At 52.0% G+C, this 17353-nt stretch carries 15 protein-coding genes; 7 read left to right on the forward strand and 8 right to left on the reverse strand.

What is annotated here, in order from left to right; genetic code table 11:
* The first annotated feature begins 12 nt into the window (after window positions 1–12).
* The 6 genes from YC6258_RS22200 to YC6258_RS22225 all read left to right on the forward strand — a co-directional run bounded on the left by YC6258_RS22200 (window position 13) and on the right by YC6258_RS22225 (window position 8349).
* Window positions 13–612: a DUF3299 domain-containing protein gene (locus YC6258_RS22200; RefSeq protein ID WP_044618854.1), complete on the forward strand. Its 600-nt coding sequence runs from the start codon at window positions 13–15 to the stop codon at window positions 610–612.
* Between the two features lie 304 nt (window positions 613–916).
* Entirely contained in the window at window positions 917–2215 is a 1299-nt protein-coding gene (locus tag YC6258_RS22205; protein ID WP_044618855.1) for a type 2 periplasmic-binding domain-containing protein, read from the forward strand.
* Between the two features lie 71 nt (window positions 2216–2286).
* Window positions 2287–3216 carry a carbohydrate ABC transporter permease gene (locus tag YC6258_RS22210; protein WP_082070848.1) on the forward strand — a complete coding sequence of 310 codons (930 nt, stop codon included), beginning with the start codon at window positions 2287–2289 and terminating at the stop codon, window positions 3214–3216.
* Window positions 3213–4058 (forward strand): carbohydrate ABC transporter permease, encoded by an 846-nt coding sequence (locus YC6258_RS22215; protein WP_211264573.1) that lies wholly within the window; start codon window positions 3213–3215, stop codon window positions 4056–4058. The genes YC6258_RS22210 and YC6258_RS22215 overlap by 4 nt, the downstream gene beginning before the upstream one ends.
* A gap of 19 nt (window positions 4059–4077) precedes the next feature.
* Window positions 4078–7101 carry an alpha-mannosidase gene (locus YC6258_RS22220; RefSeq protein WP_044618856.1) on the forward strand — a complete coding sequence of 1008 codons (3024 nt, stop codon included), beginning with the start codon at window positions 4078–4080 and terminating at the stop codon, window positions 7099–7101.
* 51 nt (window positions 7102–7152) lie between these two features.
* Window positions 7153–8349 (forward strand): ROK family transcriptional regulator, encoded by a 1197-nt coding sequence (locus YC6258_RS22225; protein WP_211264574.1) that lies wholly within the window; start codon window positions 7153–7155, stop codon window positions 8347–8349.
* 15 nt (window positions 8350–8364) lie between these two features.
* Here YC6258_RS22225 and YC6258_RS22230 read toward each other — a convergent pair whose 3' ends face one another.
* The 8 genes from YC6258_RS22230 to YC6258_RS22265 form a co-directional block, all read right to left on the reverse strand.
* Window positions 8365–9477, reverse strand: coding sequence for an ROK family transcriptional regulator (locus YC6258_RS22230; protein ID WP_044618858.1), 1113 nt, complete (start codon window positions 9475–9477; stop codon window positions 8365–8367).
* A 78-nt stretch (window positions 9478–9555) separates the two neighbouring features.
* Window positions 9556–10080 (reverse strand): menaquinone-dependent protoporphyrinogen IX dehydrogenase, encoded by a 525-nt coding sequence (hemG, locus tag YC6258_RS22235; RefSeq protein ID WP_044618859.1) that lies wholly within the window; start codon window positions 10078–10080, stop codon window positions 9556–9558.
* 51 nt (window positions 10081–10131) lie between these two features.
* Window positions 10132–10605: a hypothetical protein gene (locus YC6258_RS22240; RefSeq protein WP_044618860.1), complete on the reverse strand. Its 474-nt coding sequence runs from the start codon at window positions 10603–10605 to the stop codon at window positions 10132–10134.
* Window positions 10606–10781: 176 nt separating this feature from the next.
* Window positions 10782–11171, reverse strand: coding sequence for a hypothetical protein (locus YC6258_RS22245; protein WP_044618861.1), 390 nt, complete (start codon window positions 11169–11171; stop codon window positions 10782–10784).
* 238 nt (window positions 11172–11409) lie between these two features.
* A complete protein-coding gene (locus tag YC6258_RS22250; RefSeq protein ID WP_044618862.1) occupies window positions 11410–11949 on the reverse strand; it encodes a hypothetical protein in 540 nt (179 codons plus the stop codon).
* A 700-nt stretch (window positions 11950–12649) separates the two neighbouring features.
* Window positions 12650–13867 carry an MDR family MFS transporter gene (locus YC6258_RS22255; protein ID WP_044618863.1) on the reverse strand — a complete coding sequence of 406 codons (1218 nt, stop codon included), beginning with the start codon at window positions 13865–13867 and terminating at the stop codon, window positions 12650–12652.
* A 43-nt stretch (window positions 13868–13910) separates the two neighbouring features.
* The gene (locus YC6258_RS22260) at window positions 13911–14726 is read right to left on the reverse strand and encodes an ABC transporter ATP-binding protein (protein WP_044618864.1); all 816 of its coding nucleotides are present in this window, start codon (window positions 14724–14726) and stop codon (window positions 13911–13913) included.
* A 2-nt stretch (window positions 14727–14728) separates the two neighbouring features.
* Entirely contained in the window at window positions 14729–15784 is a 1056-nt protein-coding gene (locus tag YC6258_RS22265) for a FecCD family ABC transporter permease (RefSeq protein ID WP_044618865.1), read from the reverse strand.
* Window positions 15785–16242: 458 nt separating this feature from the next.
* On the opposite strand from YC6258_RS22265, the gene YC6258_RS22270 reads away from it, so the two are divergent.
* A complete protein-coding gene (locus tag YC6258_RS22270) occupies window positions 16243–17325 on the forward strand; it encodes an ABC transporter substrate-binding protein (protein WP_044618866.1) in 1083 nt (360 codons plus the stop codon).
* Window positions 17326–17353: the final 28 nt, after the last annotated feature.

The raw sequence follows: 17353 nt of genomic DNA on the forward strand, positions 1-17353 counted from the left end.
GAGATTTTGCAGATGAAAATCCTGCTTATGATTTTTACCATGCTTTTGGTGTTTCCTGCCTGGGCTGCCGGCGAAAACACCGGTGGGCTCAGTGATGAGGAAAGCAACTATGAACCTGCCCCGCAACAGGTGATTAAACCTGGTCGCAAGGGTTTCAGGGAAGTCAGCTGGGATGATCTGATTCCGGCTGATTTCGATCTGTCTGCACTGGAAAACAAGATCCTGCAGAAATACGACATCAACAAACTGTCGGACGAAAGCAGCGATGCCCGGAAACTGTATCAGGAACTGCAGGATGCCTCTAAAAACGCACCCGTGGTGAAAGAACTCGATGGCGATATGATCAAAATTCCCGGTTTCGTGGTACCGCTGGATATGACTGAGGATAAAATCCGTACCTTCCTGCTGGTCCCCTATTACGGAGCGTGCATTCATACCCCACCACCGCCATCCAACCAGATCATCTTCGTGGACACCCAGGAAGCGTTCAAGTTGGGCAACACCTTTGATCCGGTCTGGGTATCGGGCATGGTACAGGTGCAGACTCAGGACTCCGATCTTGGAACCGCCGGTTATACGGTTTACGCCCAGAAAATTGAGCCATACCTGTAACACCAATACTGGCCCGCCTTCACAGGTGGGCCAACATCAGACACAACGCCCTCACGCGATTATATTTTGCCCTTCCCCACCCCTCATACTCCCTGAAACCCGCCTTCCTGCGCCGCCCCGGCCAAAAACATTCACCCTCTGATGAGCTGCTCATTTTGTAAACACACAGAACTTTCCAATTTTCATATTGACATCGAATCAAAGTGATTTAATCTATTAATCATCGCCTCGGCTCGTTTCAACAACAATAAATCAACGCTGCTGATGGATATGAGTTTCACCAACACCCGCGAGGAAAATAACAATGATAAAGAGGTTAGCCACACTTTTGACCGCGACCACCGTGCTCTGTTCTGCAGGCTATCTGCAAGCTGCTGATCTGGTGAGTAAAGACCGGGTTGGACTGCCAAATGCCGCCAACAAAATGGTTTTCCGAATGACCGGTGACGGACCTGGCAGCAACGATCCCACCTACGCCGCCGGCTATAAAAAACTGTTTGGCGAGTTCATCCGCAAACATCCTGACTGGCAGGTTGAACTGCAAATGATGTCCGGCGATATCGGCCAGGAACAGGCCCGCATGCTGGAACAGGCGAAAGCCGGCCGGGCTCCGCACTGCGCTGCGGTCGATTCATTCGTACTGCCGTTGTTCAAAGAAGCCGGGGTACTCAAATCCCTGTCACCGTATTTTTCTCAGGCTGAGATCGATCAGTTATTCCCATTCGTCCGCAACGGCGTTACCGGCAACGATGGCAACATCTACGCCTGGTGGTGGAGCACCGATCTGCGCGTTCTGTATCGCAACAAAAAAATCGTGCCTGACGCTCCGGAAACCTGGGAGCAGCTGAAAGCCGCGGCCCTGGCCAGCAAGAAAAAAGGCATGGAAGGCATTCTGTTCAATGGTGGCCGTTACGAAGGTACAACCTTTGACTGGTTGAACAACTTCTGGGCCCAGGGCGGCGATCTGGTGGACAGCACCGGCAAACCAGTGTTTGGAACCGGGGATAATCGCACCAAATTCCTGAAAGCCGTCAACTACTACCGTGATCTGGTGACCTCTGGCGCGGCTCCCAAACGGGTTGCCAACATCGGCAACTATGATGATTTCAACGCCGCGGCAGCCGCTGGCACTACCGCTCTGTTTGTGGGTGGTAACTGGCAGCTGGCCCAACTGGCAAGCACGCTGGAGCCGGAAGATTTCGCCAACTGGACCTTCTCCATGCTGCCTGGACCTACAGCAGACCAGCGCTCAACCGGTACCGGCGGCTGGACCGTGGCCTCCTTCTCTGATGATCCGGCCAAAGTAAAAATGTGCGCCAATCTGATCCGGGATATTTACATGGGGCCAGCCAACGCCCTGCAACAGCAACTGCCGACCCGCGCAGACCTGTACGACAAATATGATGTCTTTAAAACCCCGGCCAACAAAGCCTTTGCCCAGGCTCTGCAATATGGCAGAGCACGCCCGGGTGCACCGATTTATCCGGAAATATCCAATCAGATTCAAATCATGATGGGAGATGTTCTGACCGGCACCAAAACACCTGAACAGGCCCTGGACGCTGCATTCAAGGCCACCATGAACGCGTACGAACGACTGTAGTGCTCCTTGGTCTTCATCAGCCGGTATGCACCGGCTGGTGGGGCCTTTTTTATCGTTATAAGGAAAATCATATGTCCAGCCATGCGCTTTCCAGCAGGACGCAGACGACGGCACGCAGCTCCCGTACCCATGCCCGGCCCAAAACCCTGCCCTGGGTGCTGCCTGTCATCATCGTTCTGGCTTTATTTTATTTATACCCGGTATTTGACGTTTTTCGCTTCGCCTTCACCGACGCCACGTTGCTCAGTGACAGCGACCATTACACCCTTGAGAGTATCGTCCAGACCCTGACCCGCCCGGATATTCTGCCGGTTCTCGGCGTCACATTCTGGTTCACCGCCGCCAGCGTGATCGGGCAGCAGGCCCTCGGCCTGACCATGGCCGGCGTTATCGTACGGGGTGAGAAAAGACGCCTGCGCGGCACGACACTGTTGCGCACCACCGCCCTGGTCGCCTGGGTGGTCCCCGGAATCGCCGGCGGCATCATCTGGAAAATGCTGTTCAGCGAAGCGCCGTTCGGTGGTTTCAACAGCATGTTGAGAATGATTGGTGTGGGCCCGGTGCAATGGCTTTCTGATCCCCATATCGCCATGTGGTCAGTGATTGTTTCAAACGTCTGGCGCGGAACGGCCTTTTCCATGGTGGTGATGTACGCGGCGATGAAATCCATCGATCCGGTACTCTACGAAGCAGCCGAAGTGGATGGTGCCAGTCCGGCGCAACGGTTCTTTTTCATCACCCTGCCGCAACTGCGCACCGCCATTCTGGTCAACATGATTCTGATCACCATTCAGACTCTGAACACCTTTGATGCCGTTATCTCGCTGACGGGTGGTGGCCCCGGTCGCGCCACCGAAGTGCTGTCGCTGTACACCTTCAACGTCGTGTTCCGGAATTACGATCTGGCCGGTGGCAGCGTGTTGTCTATCGTCATGCTGCTGATCTCAATGGCACTGGCAGTGGTGTACGCAGGCTTTATTCCGAAGGAGGATCAATCATGATGAGTGGACGTGTTCAGGCTCGCATCGGTGATGCCTTCAGCTATCTGTTTATTCTCGGCTCGCTGGTGTTTTTTGGTGGCCCGCTGATGTGGCTGCTGTCGCTGGCACTGAGAGGTCGCAAGGAAATCTACCTCGGCGCCGCCCGGTTTATTCCCAAGCACCCGACCCTCGATAACTTTATTGCCGTGCTGTCATCAAATCAGTTCCCCACCTATCTGTGGAACGGCCTCAAGCTGTCCACCCTCGGTGCGTTGGGCTGTCTGATTGTCGCCGCCCCGGCCGCCTATGCATTTTCGCGCTTTCAAATGCGCGGCAAGGGTTTGTGGATGATGTTATTGCTGGCCGTGCAGATGATTTCACCACTGGTCATCATGGTGCCGCTATATCGCTACATGAGCAGTCTGAATCTGATCGACAGCCACTGGGGTGCCATCATGGTCTACATTGCCCTCGGGGTACCGCTGGTCACCTGGCTGCTTAAAGGTTTTATCGATGGTATTCCAGTCAGTCTGGACGAAGCCGCCCTGATTGATGGCTGTAATCGCTTTACCGCTTTCTGGCGCATCGTTTTGCCACTTGCGGCACCGGGTATCGCCTCCGCGTTTATTATCACCGTCATCACTGGCTGGTCGCAGTTTCTGGTGCCCTTTCTGTTGATCACCAAAGAAAGCATGACACCCATCGCCGTCGGCATTTTCAACTACGCCGGCTCGCAAAATGATTCATCCATGCAACTGCTGGCAGCGGCCTGTCTGATCTCGGTCGTACCGGCCATCGTCGCATTCCTGACCCTGCAACGCTTTATCTTAGGTGCCATGACCGCCGGCGCGGTCAAAGGCTGACTGAATAGGAAAATTTCAAATGGTTCACAGCTTAACTTTACAACAACGACTTGAACGTCATCAGGTACGCCTGGAAGAACTGGTCTACTGGACCGAACGGCAAAAACAGCCGCTGACACAGCTGACTCTGGAAGGTGAGCCCGCAACTGTGGGAACGCCGTGGCCGGGTACCGATGGGGTGTTCAATTTCACCGGCAACGGTACCGTACCGGCAGACTGGCCGCTGGCAGACTGCCGCCTGCGGATGAATCTGGGAGGTGAAGGTCTGGTGATGCTCAGCGATGATCAAGGCATTGCCACCGGTTACGGTATCGACCCTTATCACCGCTCCTTTCCGCTGAAATCCTGCCAGTTCAGCTTTACCGCCGAATGTACCGCCCGCTTGCCTTTTGGCGAACCGGTCAGAGCGCCAAGAATTGAATGGGCCGAACTGGTCTGGATCGATACCGCCGTGGAGCAACTGCATCTGTTAATGCAACAGATTGCCGAAGCGGCCGAAACCCTGAAAGGCCATGATGTGGTGCCACATCTGCTGGATCTGGCGGAAAAGGCCTTTTATCAGCTCGACTGGCCGTCTGCCACCGAGCACTACATCAGTCGCACCGCACAAGCTCCCTTACAGCAGAAAATCTGGCAACTGCCGGTCACCCGTGGCGAGCCCAGTGAGCTGTCGGAACAGCAACGACAAACGGTCATCGATGTTTACCAGCAGCTACTCAAAGGACTGGCAGAACTGCAAAAACGCTTTCCGCCGGAAGGGGAAATTGCCCTGACCGGTCACGCTCATATCGACCTCTGCTGGCTCTGGCCCTATGACGAAACCCGGCGCAAGCTGCGGCGCACCTTTCATACCGCGTTGTCATTGATGGAACAGTCACCGGAGTTCCGGTTCAATCAGTCCACCGCTCACTATTACTGGCAAATCTCCCAGACCGACCCCGCCCTGCTGGAAAAAATCACTGAACGGGTCAAAACCGGCCAATGGGAAACCCTCGGCGGTTTATGGGTGGAGCCCGATACCAACATGCCTACAGGTGAAAGTCTGGCCCGTCAGGTGCTGTACGGACAACAATTCTTCGAACAGCAGTTCGGCATTCGCCACGAAACCTGCTGGATGCCCGACTGCTTTGGCTTCACCGGTGCCCTGCCACAACTGTTGCAACAGGGTGGAATGAAGAACTTTTTCACCATCAAGGTGAACTGGTCGGAAACCAATCGCTTTCCCGCCGACTTGTTCTGGTGGGAAGGCCTCGATGGCAGCCGGGTGCTGATGCACACTTTTGATAACCCGATGCAGGGCTACAACGGTTTTGTCCACCCCCATGGTCACCGCGAAACCTGGAAGAACTTTCGTGGCAAGGACAAGCATCCACAAACCCTGTTAACCGTTGGCTACGGCGATGGCGGCGGCGGCCCGGTACCGGAAATGATTACCCGGGAAGAACAACTCAAAGTCTTTCCAACCCTGCCAAAAGCACGCTGGGCAACGGTTAAAGACTTCTTTGCCGGCGCCAACCAGTCTGCTGAGCGGACTGCTCTGCCAGTCTGGGCCGGTGAAATCTATCTGGAATTGCACCGTGCCACACTGACCACTCAGGGCCGGGTCAAAAAAGCTCACCGGGATGCCGAACAGGCGTTGATCAGTGCTGAAATCGCCGGTTCTCTGGCGCACATGCTGGGGGCGGATGCTCCTGACTCGCTGCGGGATTCGTGGCGCTATGTACTCAAAAATGAATTCCACGACATTCTGCCGGGTTCATCAATTCGCGAAGTGAATATTCAGGCCGTCGAGGAGTTGACCGAGGTGATCCGCCAGGCCCATGAATATCAACAGGACGCCATGCAAACCTTGATCGGCCAGCTGCCTGCCGCCCATGGCAAACATCTGGTGGTGGTCAATCCATCCCTGGACTGCCGTCCGCTGGAAACGGAACTGGCCGATGGTACGGCGTTGTCCACCGACACGCTGCTGCCACCACTGAGCGTGGCGGTGGTGGATCCTGATCAGCTGCAACCAGGCGGATCCCTGAGCGTCAGCGAAACCCATCTGGAAAACCGCCATCTGCGGATTTTGCTCAACGCCGATGGCACCCTGGCCAGCATGCTGCATAAAGCCAGCGGCCGTGAGACACTGGCCGGCCGAGGCAATCAGCTGTGGGCTTACACTGCTGACAAACCTCGCAACTGGGATGCCTGGGATGTGGAAGAGGATTTTGCTGCCCGTGGCGAGGAAATCACCGATCTGCACAGTCTGCAAGTGGTGGAATCCGGCAGTCACCGGGTGGCCATCCGTCTGGTCCGCCAGTTCCGTGATTCCCGCATCTGTCAGACCTACTCACTGACCGCCAACGGCAAACGGTTGGACATCCACACCGAGCTGGACTGGCACGACCGCCGGATACTGCTGAAAACCCTGACGCCGGTAGCCGTCAAGGCCCGCGAAGCCACGTGTGAATGCGCCTATGGCGTGGTCAAACGCCCGACCCATGAAAATACCTCCTGGGACGCCGCCATGTTTGAAGCCGCCGCCCATCGCTTTGCCGATCTGTCAGAACCCGGTTTTGGTGTTGCACTGCTGAATAACGGCAAGTATGGCCACAGCATTCGCCACAACATACTGGCGCTGAGCCTGCTGCGCTCACCCATTTATCCGGACCCGCTGGCGGATGAAGGCGAGCAGCAATTTACCTACGCCCTGTATCCACATAACGATGAGTGGTATCGCGGTGGTGTCAGAGAAGAAGCAGAGGCATTAAACCGGCCACTGTTGATCAGCGAGTCGCAGCCTGCAGCAATGGGTCTGTATCAACCGGTCAAACTGTCCGGACCGGTCTCATTGTCCGGTTTCAAACCGGCGGAAGACGGCCAGGGGCTGATTTTGCGGGTCTACGAACCGGCAGGTGGTCGTGGCAGTCTGGAAATGGGGCTCACCAAGGGTTGGAAAAATGAAGGACCGGTCACCGTTCTGGAAGAACCGATGAACGTCTCTGCAAACAGCATTAAGCCCTTTGAAATCAAGAGTTTCCGTCTTTGCAGGGGTTAGCAGTGTTGTTATCCTGAGGGAAATTGATTGATTGCATGTGAGGAACATGGGTTGTCAGATCTGACCGGATCAAACGCTGAACAAGCGGCCGAACACAACAGGGCCGTGGTGTTACAGGCCATTTATCGCAATGCACCGATTTCCCGAACGGAACTGGCCCAGCAGGCCGGTCTTACCAAGCAGGCGATCACCCGGATCGTTGACCGCCTGCTTGATGAAGGACTGGTTATGGAAGCCCGGCGCCGACAAGGTCAGCGCGGGCAACCCGCCATCGAGCTGGAAATTGACCCCGAAGGGGTTTATGCCATAGGTGCCAACATCGATCGTGATCATCTGACCGTGATCGCGATGGATGCTACCGGCACCGTCCGTGGCAGAATTCATCACGAAAAACGCTTCATACTACCCGACGAATTCTCCGCGCTGATGGAAGATGCCATTTCCTCGTTCAGCCGCCGCCGGATCGTCGACGAAGCACGACTCGCGGGTATCGGTCTGGCCATTCCCGACTGGCTCGGCGAAATTCCGGTGATTGGCAGGCCGACGAGTTACAGCCAGTGGAATGATTTTGAGGTTCGTAAAACCCTCGAAACCATGACCAGCCACCCGGTGTTTATCGACAACGATGCCAACTGCGCCGCCATGGGAGAACTGGAGTACGGCCTGGGCACGGAGATTTCCAGTTTCTTTTATATTCTTGCCAATGCCTGTCTCGGCGGCGGACTGATTCTCAATGGCCGTCAGCATCAGGGAACGACCGGCCTGAATGGCGAGGTTGGCTGGCTGCCGATTCTCACCGATGAAGGACCGGCAGCCGGTCAGATCCGTCCCCTTGGCGAGCAGTTTTCTCTGTTTCTGTTGTACGATCATCTGGCCCGGCACGGCATACAGGCCAGCAAGCCGGCGGACCTTCTGAAACTGGACAGTCAGGGCAATCAACTGATCAGCCGCTGGCTGCGTCAGATCAGCCTCAAGCTGGCCGAAGCCATTTTACATATTGGTTTGATTGTGGATCCGGCAGCCATCGTCATTGGCGGCCGCTTTCCGGTAAAACTGATGGATGAACTGGTGGTTTACCTGCACGAAGCACTGGCTGACTACGGGACCGAACTGCCATCTCTGCATCGGGCGGTATCGTCTGAAGATGCGGCGGCGCTGGGTGCCGCCACCATGCCGCTGGCGCATGCGTTTAATCTGAGTTCGGCCCAGTCCATTCAGTTGACCAGGGTACCGCTGACCAGCAGTTAAATATGAGTTGCCGGTTCAATAACCGGCGTAAGGCAACAGTCGTTCCTGAAACGGCAGCACGGCTGCTCCGGCGGCGATTCCGGCATGAACGAAACTGGCCGCACGAATATCCGGCATCCAGGTGGACATTTTTCGATCCTGCTGCTCGGCCCGCATTTCCTGTATCAATCGTTCAATCAGTTGAGTCGGCAGATCACCACCAATCAGAATCACCCCCGGTGCCAGAAACCCGGCAATGGCAATGGTGGCATCCAGCAGATGCACCGCCGCGTTACGGGCCCACGCTTCCAACTCAGGTGTCCAGTCGAACTGCGTGGTGGCCAATGTACTCAACAGATCCCAGGCAGATGAAGGCAACAACGGCTGCAAGGTCCGGATCGACAGGATGTCATTGAGCTGCGCCCGGTCTCTGCCGGTTCGCATCATGCCGATTCGACCGGCCAGACCGTGAAAGCCCTCAAATGGTTGCCCGCCAACCAGCAACCCGGCACGAACAGTCTCATCGATCACCACCAGCACGGCTCCATCACCGGTATTGTGATGTCCCAAAAGATGCTCGGCCATCACTGCAGCACCGATGTCGCGTCGCTGATAACAGGGTAACTCGCCGGCAGCATCCCTGATCAGATCAAAGTCGACCGCCACATCCGCATCAAACACCACGCCCAACCCAACACACTTGCCCTGCTCCGCTGCCATCTGCCGAAACTCTTTGAGTCCGTCGATCAACGCTGGTAACTCCATACAATACTGGTGTTGCCGGATATGACCGCATAAATCCAGCAGCACCAGTTCACTGTGATGGGATCGTACCCGGACGCCAATAGTGAGCGCACCGTCGGGATTGAGTAGAAATTCACTTTGCGTATAGCGCTCGCCTTCCTGCTTTTGCCGGCGCCGCTCATCGACGTAACCCGCTGACTGCAGCTTGCGCAGAATCGTGGTGAGTGCCGTCTGGGTCAGACCGGTCAAAACCGACAACTCCTGACGGGAATAAGGGCCGGCCCGGCGTAACGCCTCCAGTACAACACGCATGTTGCGATTGGCAATATCCAGGTGGCTGTATCCGGGACCTTCTGCCTGAGCGGCTTTTTTTTCCTGTCGGCGTCGACCAAACAGTCTGTTCATATTGAGGGCATTATTATTTTATCGAAGCCGATGATTTTACGTGAAAAACCCTGATGACCAAAGCTGAAACAATATTTATCACCGGGCCAGCTGCCGGCCAAATTCAGTCACTGCCTCCCAGTCGGTATACTCGATCACCGTATCCGGTGCGGTCGGTCCACCGGTCATCTTCATGATGAGACGGATCATCTGTCGATCCCAGAAGCGGTACAGCGGATAATCCAGCTTACCGGCAAATATTGCTACCTGATGAGGTTGCCAGGAAATCTGCCGCAGGAATTTGCGGACATAAGGATTTTGTTCGGGCTGACATTTGCCGGGCTTGCGTGCCACCAGATTGACCGAACAGAATGCACTGTGAGTCTGATTCAGATAATCCCGGTGAGCACGGATAAAACGATAAACTTCTTTAGCATGGTGACCATAACGGATACTGGCGGCAATAACGACGCGATCAAAGTCAGTCAGCTGGTTTCCGGCTTGCTCGGCCAATGCCTTAACAGTGACAGAATGCCCGTATGAGCAGATCACCTGCTGCAGGTGCCGGCATATTTTGGCGGTATGTCCGTCAGTGGTTGAATACAGGATCAGGATGTTGGCCATATCTGTTCACACATTTCCGGCAGCATCAAAAGCTACCGGAACAGGAGTCGATTACTGTAGACGAATACATTCGTATGTTTCTTCTTCACTGCGAAAACGAAAATGACGTTTGTCCAGCTCCACAATCTCAGACTCCTCCTCTTCGTTCAGAGTCGCTAAATCGGCGCGATTAAAGTGTTCTGCCATCTCCGGATGAGTGTTGCTGGTGAAATGCATGGAAGTGGTGACATCAAACACAGACTGCTGCTCAATTCGCCAGCTGCCGGTAGCAGTAAACTGAAACTCAGCATTAGATGCCATTGGCGAATCGACTATGAAGGTACCGCTTGCCTGAGAAGTACCGTCAGACTTATAAATCGTCTTAATGTCCATATCCATCTTCACACCATCCTCGACAGAACTCATAGGACAGCTCCAGGTACCCACAATCAAATTCCGATACTGCTCATCACTGTCCATTTTTGTGTTTTGCGTTGCACAACTGACAGACAACACTGCCAGCAGCATGACATTCAGCTTTTTCATATTTACTCCATTCAGCTCGGTTTGAACGACGGTCTAAAGATTCAATGCGGCGGGTAGATTAAACAGAACCATCGATGATGTCTTGCGCCAGGACAAAAATAGTGTCGCCGGTCACATTATCAGCAACTATCAGGATGGGAAAACCGGCTGCGCGTGCAGCCGGCTCCGGGTAGGTTTTAATCGAGGAAATAAGAGGCGTTCAACAGATATACACTGGTGCACGCGGTCGATGTAGCGGTTTTACTGACCGACAGATAACCACCATTGGTCAGGTTGTTTTTAATATCGATCGCGGCATCATACAGAGTACTGCTGGTGGTTACATAACAGGAGAACGTATCTCCATCACCATCACGACCAAAAAAGGTCACAGTACTACCCGCAGAGCCATATGCACCGATATAGGTTGTTGTCGTTGAGGCAGAGGTGTTGTAGCGGTTGTTCATGGAACCGTACAGAGACGTACTGCTTGCGTTGACATATCCGGTCACATGATAACCACTGGCAGAGGCAAGACCCGCAATAAGGCTTAATGAAAATGCGGTGAGTAGTGTTTTTACGTTCATTGTATCTCTCCTTAAAATAATATGAGCTGGTACTTCCTGATCCGCTTCGTTTATTTTTCACATGTTGATGTCACAGCTATCCTTCGCCATGCCATCACATTCCCAACACGGTTGTATTGGGACTTCACCCGGAAAAGCATCATATATGACCGGGCATTTATGGCCTCCCTGCCATGGTTATACGTCTGTCGTCACCACCTGACAGCCGCATAATTCGAATCGTTTTTTTGGAACAGCGTCACAACGGTGGAACGCCATCGACCAGTTCAATCTCACCCCGATTGAAGGCCTGATGAAACTGCTCCAGCAGATCCACCCGCTGTTGTTCAGTCAGGTAATCCATCAATGGCGTCATGGTTTCCGTGTCTCTGGCCTGCCAGCGACCGTTTGCAACGGCCATGGCAATAATATCGGCGGATTCCTGATAGGCCTGTTCCGATAATCGTGGGTCAACATTGCTGGCCCGTTTGTCAGCAGTCTTACGGGGATCACTTCCCTCCCACTCCACCGTTGCCAGCTCCTGCCGAATAACAGTAGCAACCATGTCCTGTAAGGTGTCACGATCCAACGCGCCGGAGTAATCCTGATAGACATAATCCTGCTGGTCAGTACGTTTCAGCATCTGTTGAATTTCAAGCAACTGGTCGTATATGGCATTCTGACGCTGCAGAGCATATTGGTTATCTGACTTCACACGGCTTTCCAACCACTGTATCCCCAGCCACTGACCCGCCAGAACCGTCAGCAAAACAAGCGCAAATAATATCCCGTTTTTCATAAGACCCTCCTTATTCCGTAATTTTCTATTGTTATGACACTCTACAATTATCCATACAGGCGCAGCCTTGACCGGCAGGCCGGTAACTTGCCGGGTGTGGGACTTTCAGATTGACAAGAAAATATGAAAGGGATTCCATGGTTATGCTCCTTCGTAACTATTCATGACTTCCTGTTATCGATTTGACTGAGCGCCTATGTAAAACATAACGCTCACAAGCCTGTGGCAATCTCGGTAATCAACTCGAAACACCAACACCGACCCAAAAGATTACCGAGTTAACTTATTTATAAATATTGAACTTTTGACACGGAAAAACGCAAGTATCTTTTTTTTATAAAAAACCACTGGATAGAATTCAATTCCGAAAACTCATAAAAATCCTGTATTTATCTATCTGACCGGTCACACACGATACAAAAATACACCTTTTTTAACGGATCAAAATATGATTTAGAGAGTCCAGAAAATGTATCGTCATTTAATTTAACAGCCTAAAAAAGTGGCTATCATATATTTCTCCGTTTTCAGTTTATCGACCCGTGCGACCAAAATTTCGCGTTACCCCACGACCAGTCGAGCGGTTAAGACAGTTGTGTAAATAAATAAAAACAGGGAGGAAGGGGAAACAGAACAACGAGACAAGAACGTCCGAATAACGCCATATTGGTTAGCCCACCTGGCGTTACCCAAAACCTTCCTATGCGTTGGGCAGGCGACTTACATGACGATATAAACCATATCCTGCAAACACACCCGTTATGGCCAGACCCAGCCATATCCATTGTCTTGGCAGCGCGTCCAGTGACAGCAGCCAGCCAATCAGTACATTACCCAGGAATGCTGCCAGGCCACCCAGACATGAATATAAACCGTAGTAACTGCCCAGTTCTGATTTATCGCAAAATTTAGGTACGTACGAACCCAGCAAAGGCAATATCAACATGGAGCCGAAACTGAATAACGCGCCATATAATAAGAAACTTGCCGCAGGCCAACGGTCAAAGCTGACCAGAAAAAAGAGGAAGGATGCGCCCATCAATAACAAACCCAACCCCATCGCTCTGGCGCTGCCAATCGAATTCGTTGCCCAGCGGTTCAGTGGCAATTGCAACAATATGCCCATAATGGATGAGGTCATAAATACCCAGGTAATGACCTGTGAACCAAGCTCTCTTGCTTCAACTTCATGAGGTAACGACAAATACAACTGGTGAAAAAATAACTGGAAAGCACAGGCAAACAAAATGAAGCGCATAAAGGAGGTATTCTTCAACATACTCCCCCACTGCCGCCAAAAGGCCTGCTCACTGGCAGAACGCTTCTGCTGTTCAACCAGCTCCGGCAGGAAGCGCCATTGCACCAAAAATAACAGCGCAAACACTATCGCTGCGCCAATGCCGACCCAGGCAAAACTCGCGCTGACCAATGAAATACCCAGCAATGGCCCCATAAACATCCCCGCTTCCCGGGCCCAGTTCTGCATCGCAAAAATGCGGTCCCGGCTGTTTTGATCTGACGCCTCATGGGCAAGATAGGCACTACTGGAAGGTGTAAATAATGCCCCGGCGAATCCGGTCAAAAATGCCCCCAACAACAGTAACGGCAGATTGAGGGCGATTCCCAATAACGCAAAACCTGCGACCCGCACCAGGCAGCCCAACAAAATCAAACGTTTGTAACCAAGGTAATCACCCAGTGTCCCGCCGACCAGAAACAAGCCCTGCTGGCTTAACACCCGCAGACCAACGACCAGGCCAACGTGCCACGGGCTCAACCCTAAAGTCCGCTGTAAATGATCTGCCAGATACGGCAGTAACATGTAGAAGCCAAGGTTGAAGGTGAAGCCGTTTAATACCAAAACACGGCCGGCTACCGACAACATGCGCCAATCGGCTAGTAAGTGCTTTATATTCATGAAAGGAGTTATTTTAGACCAGCCAAATTTGCGTCATTACGCTTTATTTTTCGTTAACGACTCGTTTACCGCGATAAACCGCCAGATCATCCACTCGGGATCTTTGTGTGCGGATGAACGGCACACCCATACAGTCTGACTGAACATCTGCTTTGACACCATAAACTTCATACACCAGCTCAGGCGTCAAAACCTCGGCCGGAGCCCCTTGCGCCACCAGTTTACCACCTTTTAACACCAGTAAATTATCGGCATATTGCGCAGCCAGATTTAAATCATGAAGAATCATCAGGGATACCCAGTGTTTCTGTTTTGTTTGCTGATCAAGGTGATCCAGCAGGACTTGCTGGAAGTGAAGATCCAATGCGCTGACCGGCTCATCCAGCATCAGAATTTCGGGTTTACGCATAAGTGCCTGAGCAAACAGGACCATCTGACACTGACCACCACTCAAAGTGCGAACATCTCTGTCTGCCAGGTGCAGCAGGCCTATCTGATCCAGCGCATGCAATGCTTCTTCTATCAAGCGGTCTCCAAGTCTCAACGACAGAGCATTGAGTTGTCCCAACAACACCACTTCAAGTACGCTCAAACCGACATCGAGACGAATGTCCTGGGGCATATAGCCAAAGTGTTTACGCCAATCATTGAGCGTTCGTTTCGTCAGTCGTTGACCGGCAAATACTACTTCTCCCCGCTGGGGTTGGATATCGCCAAACAAGGTCTTCAATAAAGAACTTTTACCGGTTCCATTCGGGCCGATGATGACATGTGTCTGTCCTGGTTGCAGACAAAAGTTCATATTATCGGCGAGCACCAGATCATCAAACGCCAGAGACAGGTTACGGACTTCCAACATAGTTATCGCCTCTTGCCGATGATCAGCCAAAAGAAGAACGGTACGCCAATGATGGCGGTGACAATACCAATCGGGAACAAAGCCCCCGGTACGATGATTTTTGATAACACCGATGCACTGGATAGCAGAAAGGCTCCAACCAATGCCGATAACGGCAGGAAGTAACGCTGATCCTCACCCACTAACATGCGCGCAATATTTGGCGCAACAATACCGATAAAACCGATAATGCCCACAAAGCTGGTAGCAGTTGCCGTCATAACCGCCACAATCACCAATGTTTTGAGACGCAACCGCGCAACATTAACCCCCAAACTTTTAGCACGCTCTTCGCCTAACCGTAATGCGGTCAATTTCCATGCATCCTTCATAAGCATGCCAATACACACCAATACCACGGCCGCCGTAATCGCCACGTTGGACCATGTCGCCTTGGTTAAACTGCCAAACAACCAAAACAAAATCTGCTGACTGAGTTCTGGAGAAGACACAAACTGCACAAGTGACAACAGAGACTGAAACAAGAACAATAAAGCAATACCGGCCAGGATCAGTTGTCCGGAGGTAATGTGCCGCATCATGGCGAGACCGAATAACAGACTCGCCGACAGCATGCAACAGACAAAAGCCCCCACTGGAACCGCAATTTGGGAGTTCAGCCCCAGAGATCCCATGTACAGCATCAGTGCCGCACCAAATCCGGCGGCCGCAGCCATACCAAGGGTGTAAGGACTCGCCATCGGATTGTTTAACAATGTCTGCATCTCTGCCCCTCCGACTCCCAGCGAGCCACCCACCATGACCGCCATCAGCGCAATCGGCAGACGCAGATTGGTAACGATCACTTCTGTCGTAGGTAGAACATCAATCGGCAAGCCGATCATATTCAACAGAGCATCAGCCACATCACCCAGGCCAAGCATGGAAGGACCGGTGGCAATATCCAACATAAAAGAGAGTAATAATAAAAATAACAATACGCTCAAAACCAACCAGCGCCGTTTTTCATAATGACGCTGGGCGCTGACCGCTTTGGCAACAAGGGTTGAATCTAACATGAGTCTGTAGTCTTAACAGGAAAGGTATCTAAAGGCATAACCGGTTGGCATGTTTTATAAAAGCAAGACAGTTTTGCACGGAAATCTGGTCTTGAAACAGAAGGCTTATTCACTCCATGTCTCGTTATCATGATATCGGGTTTCATCGTGAATTCAGTATCGGAAATATAAATGACGTCTGGATCAGGCGACATGACCTGACGACTCACACTTTGCAGGAATATCAATTAATACTTCATCTTGCCAGCCCCTGTTTAACAATACATACCCCTATATGCCTGACTTATGGCATTAGCAAGATTTCCGATACAGCCAGGATTTGACTTCATGTTCACGACTCAAACAAAATAAATGATAATAATTCTCAGAAGCATTCTATATAATATCATTACAAGCTCAAGCCTTTTACAGGTAGTTTGTTGACTTATTTACTAAATCCAATGCTAAGGATCACATCTATGCTCAAGAAGTTGATGGCACTATCCGCTATCGTTATAGCCTCCGCGAGCCTTGCCGCAGAAACAACCATTACAGATATTCTGGGTCGTGAAGTCACATTCGACGCTCCAGCCAAACGGGTCATTGTCGGCTTTTACCCAGAAGACTACATGGCAATCGGTACAGAAGCTGCCTACGATCATGTCGTAGGTATGTCGAAATATATCTGGCAGGCGCGTCCTGCAAACTGGGAGATGTATGTTAAACATCGCCCATCACTTGATGATATTCCCGCTATCGGTCGTGTAGATACCAAAACGTTCTCCGTTGAAAAAGTCATATCCCTTAACCCGGATTTAATCATGCTCGCCGACTGGCAGTACAAAGGCCTGGGCAGCGATATCGAACGTCTGGAAGATGCCGGCATCACCGTCGTCGTCGTGGATTACAATGCACAGACACTGGAACGCCACATAAAAAGCACAGAAATTATAGGTGTCATTACCGGTCAAGAAAAACGTGCACAGCAAATTGCCCAGGAATACGCTCAAAATCTCAAAGCAATTCAAGAGCGCCTTGAAAAAACCAACTTACCCAAACCAAAAATCTATACTGAGTATGGAGCTGCGGGTATTAACGAAATCGGGTATACCTTCGGCAAAAACATGTGGGGCGCAATTTCCACCTCAGCGGGAGGGGACAATATATCTGCCCCGTATATTGAATGGTGGGGCAAACTCAACCCCGAACAAATTCTGGCCGCCAACCCGGATATTATTGTGATCACCGGATACGAATCCGGATCATCCGAAGACTCTATGATCATGGGACAAGGTGTTGACGAAAGTCTGGCCAAAACACGTTTGGCAGGCTTCAAACAACGTAATGGCTGGTCCACCCTGTCAGCGGTTAAAAACAATCGTATGTTTGGCGCCTATCACGGAGCCTGCCGTACCATCTTCGATGGTGCCATGCTCCAGTTTTATGCCAAAGCGATGTATCCGGAACTCTTTAAAGACCTCAACCCCGAAGCCGCCTATCTGGATTTTTATAAAAAATATCTTCCAGTCACTCCAAGCGGAACATTTATGACCGGCCTCTAAGCTGGTTATCTGCATAACCTGGCGTGAT

Origin of the sequence: Gynuella sunshinyii YC6258 (assembly GCF_000940805.1) — a bacterium.
In the GTDB taxonomy this organism is placed as follows: domain Bacteria; phylum Pseudomonadota; class Gammaproteobacteria; order Pseudomonadales; family Natronospirillaceae; genus Gynuella; species Gynuella sunshinyii.

Excerpts from the sequence above, each read along its gene's own strand:
- YC6258_RS22260 (WP_044618864.1), bottom strand. The coding sequence starts at position 14,726 with ATGTTGGAAGTCCGTAACCTGTCTCTGGCGTTTGATGATCTGGTGCTC.
- YC6258_RS22245 (WP_044618861.1), bottom strand. The coding sequence starts at position 11,171 with ATGAACGTAAAAACACTACTCACCGCATTTTCATTAAGCCTTATTGCG.
- YC6258_RS22255 (WP_044618863.1), bottom strand. The coding sequence starts at position 13,867 with ATGAATATAAAGCACTTACTAGCCGATTGGCGCATGTTGTCGGTAGCC.
- YC6258_RS22240 (WP_044618860.1), bottom strand. The coding sequence starts at position 10,605 with ATGAAAAAGCTGAATGTCATGCTGCTGGCAGTGTTGTCTGTCAGTTGT.
- hemG (WP_044618859.1), bottom strand. The coding sequence starts at position 10,080 with ATGGCCAACATCCTGATCCTGTATTCAACCACTGACGGACATACCGCC.
- YC6258_RS22250 (WP_044618862.1), bottom strand. The coding sequence starts at position 11,949 with ATGAAAAACGGGATATTATTTGCGCTTGTTTTGCTGACGGTTCTGGCG.
- YC6258_RS22265 (WP_044618865.1), bottom strand. The coding sequence starts at position 15,784 with ATGTTAGATTCAACCCTTGTTGCCAAAGCGGTCAGCGCCCAGCGTCAT.
- YC6258_RS22205 (WP_044618855.1), top strand. The coding sequence starts at position 917 with ATGATAAAGAGGTTAGCCACACTTTTGACCGCGACCACCGTGCTCTGT.
- YC6258_RS22215 (WP_211264573.1), top strand. The coding sequence starts at position 3,213 with ATGATGAGTGGACGTGTTCAGGCTCGCATCGGTGATGCCTTCAGCTAT.
- YC6258_RS22220 (WP_044618856.1), top strand. The coding sequence starts at position 4,078 with ATGGTTCACAGCTTAACTTTACAACAACGACTTGAACGTCATCAGGTA.
- YC6258_RS22270 (WP_044618866.1), top strand. The coding sequence starts at position 16,243 with ATGCTCAAGAAGTTGATGGCACTATCCGCTATCGTTATAGCCTCCGCG.
- YC6258_RS22230 (WP_044618858.1), bottom strand. The coding sequence starts at position 9,477 with ATGAACAGACTGTTTGGTCGACGCCGACAGGAAAAAAAAGCCGCTCAG.
- YC6258_RS22210 (WP_082070848.1), top strand. The coding sequence starts at position 2,287 with ATGTCCAGCCATGCGCTTTCCAGCAGGACGCAGACGACGGCACGCAGC.
- YC6258_RS22200 (WP_044618854.1), top strand. The coding sequence starts at position 13 with ATGAAAATCCTGCTTATGATTTTTACCATGCTTTTGGTGTTTCCTGCC.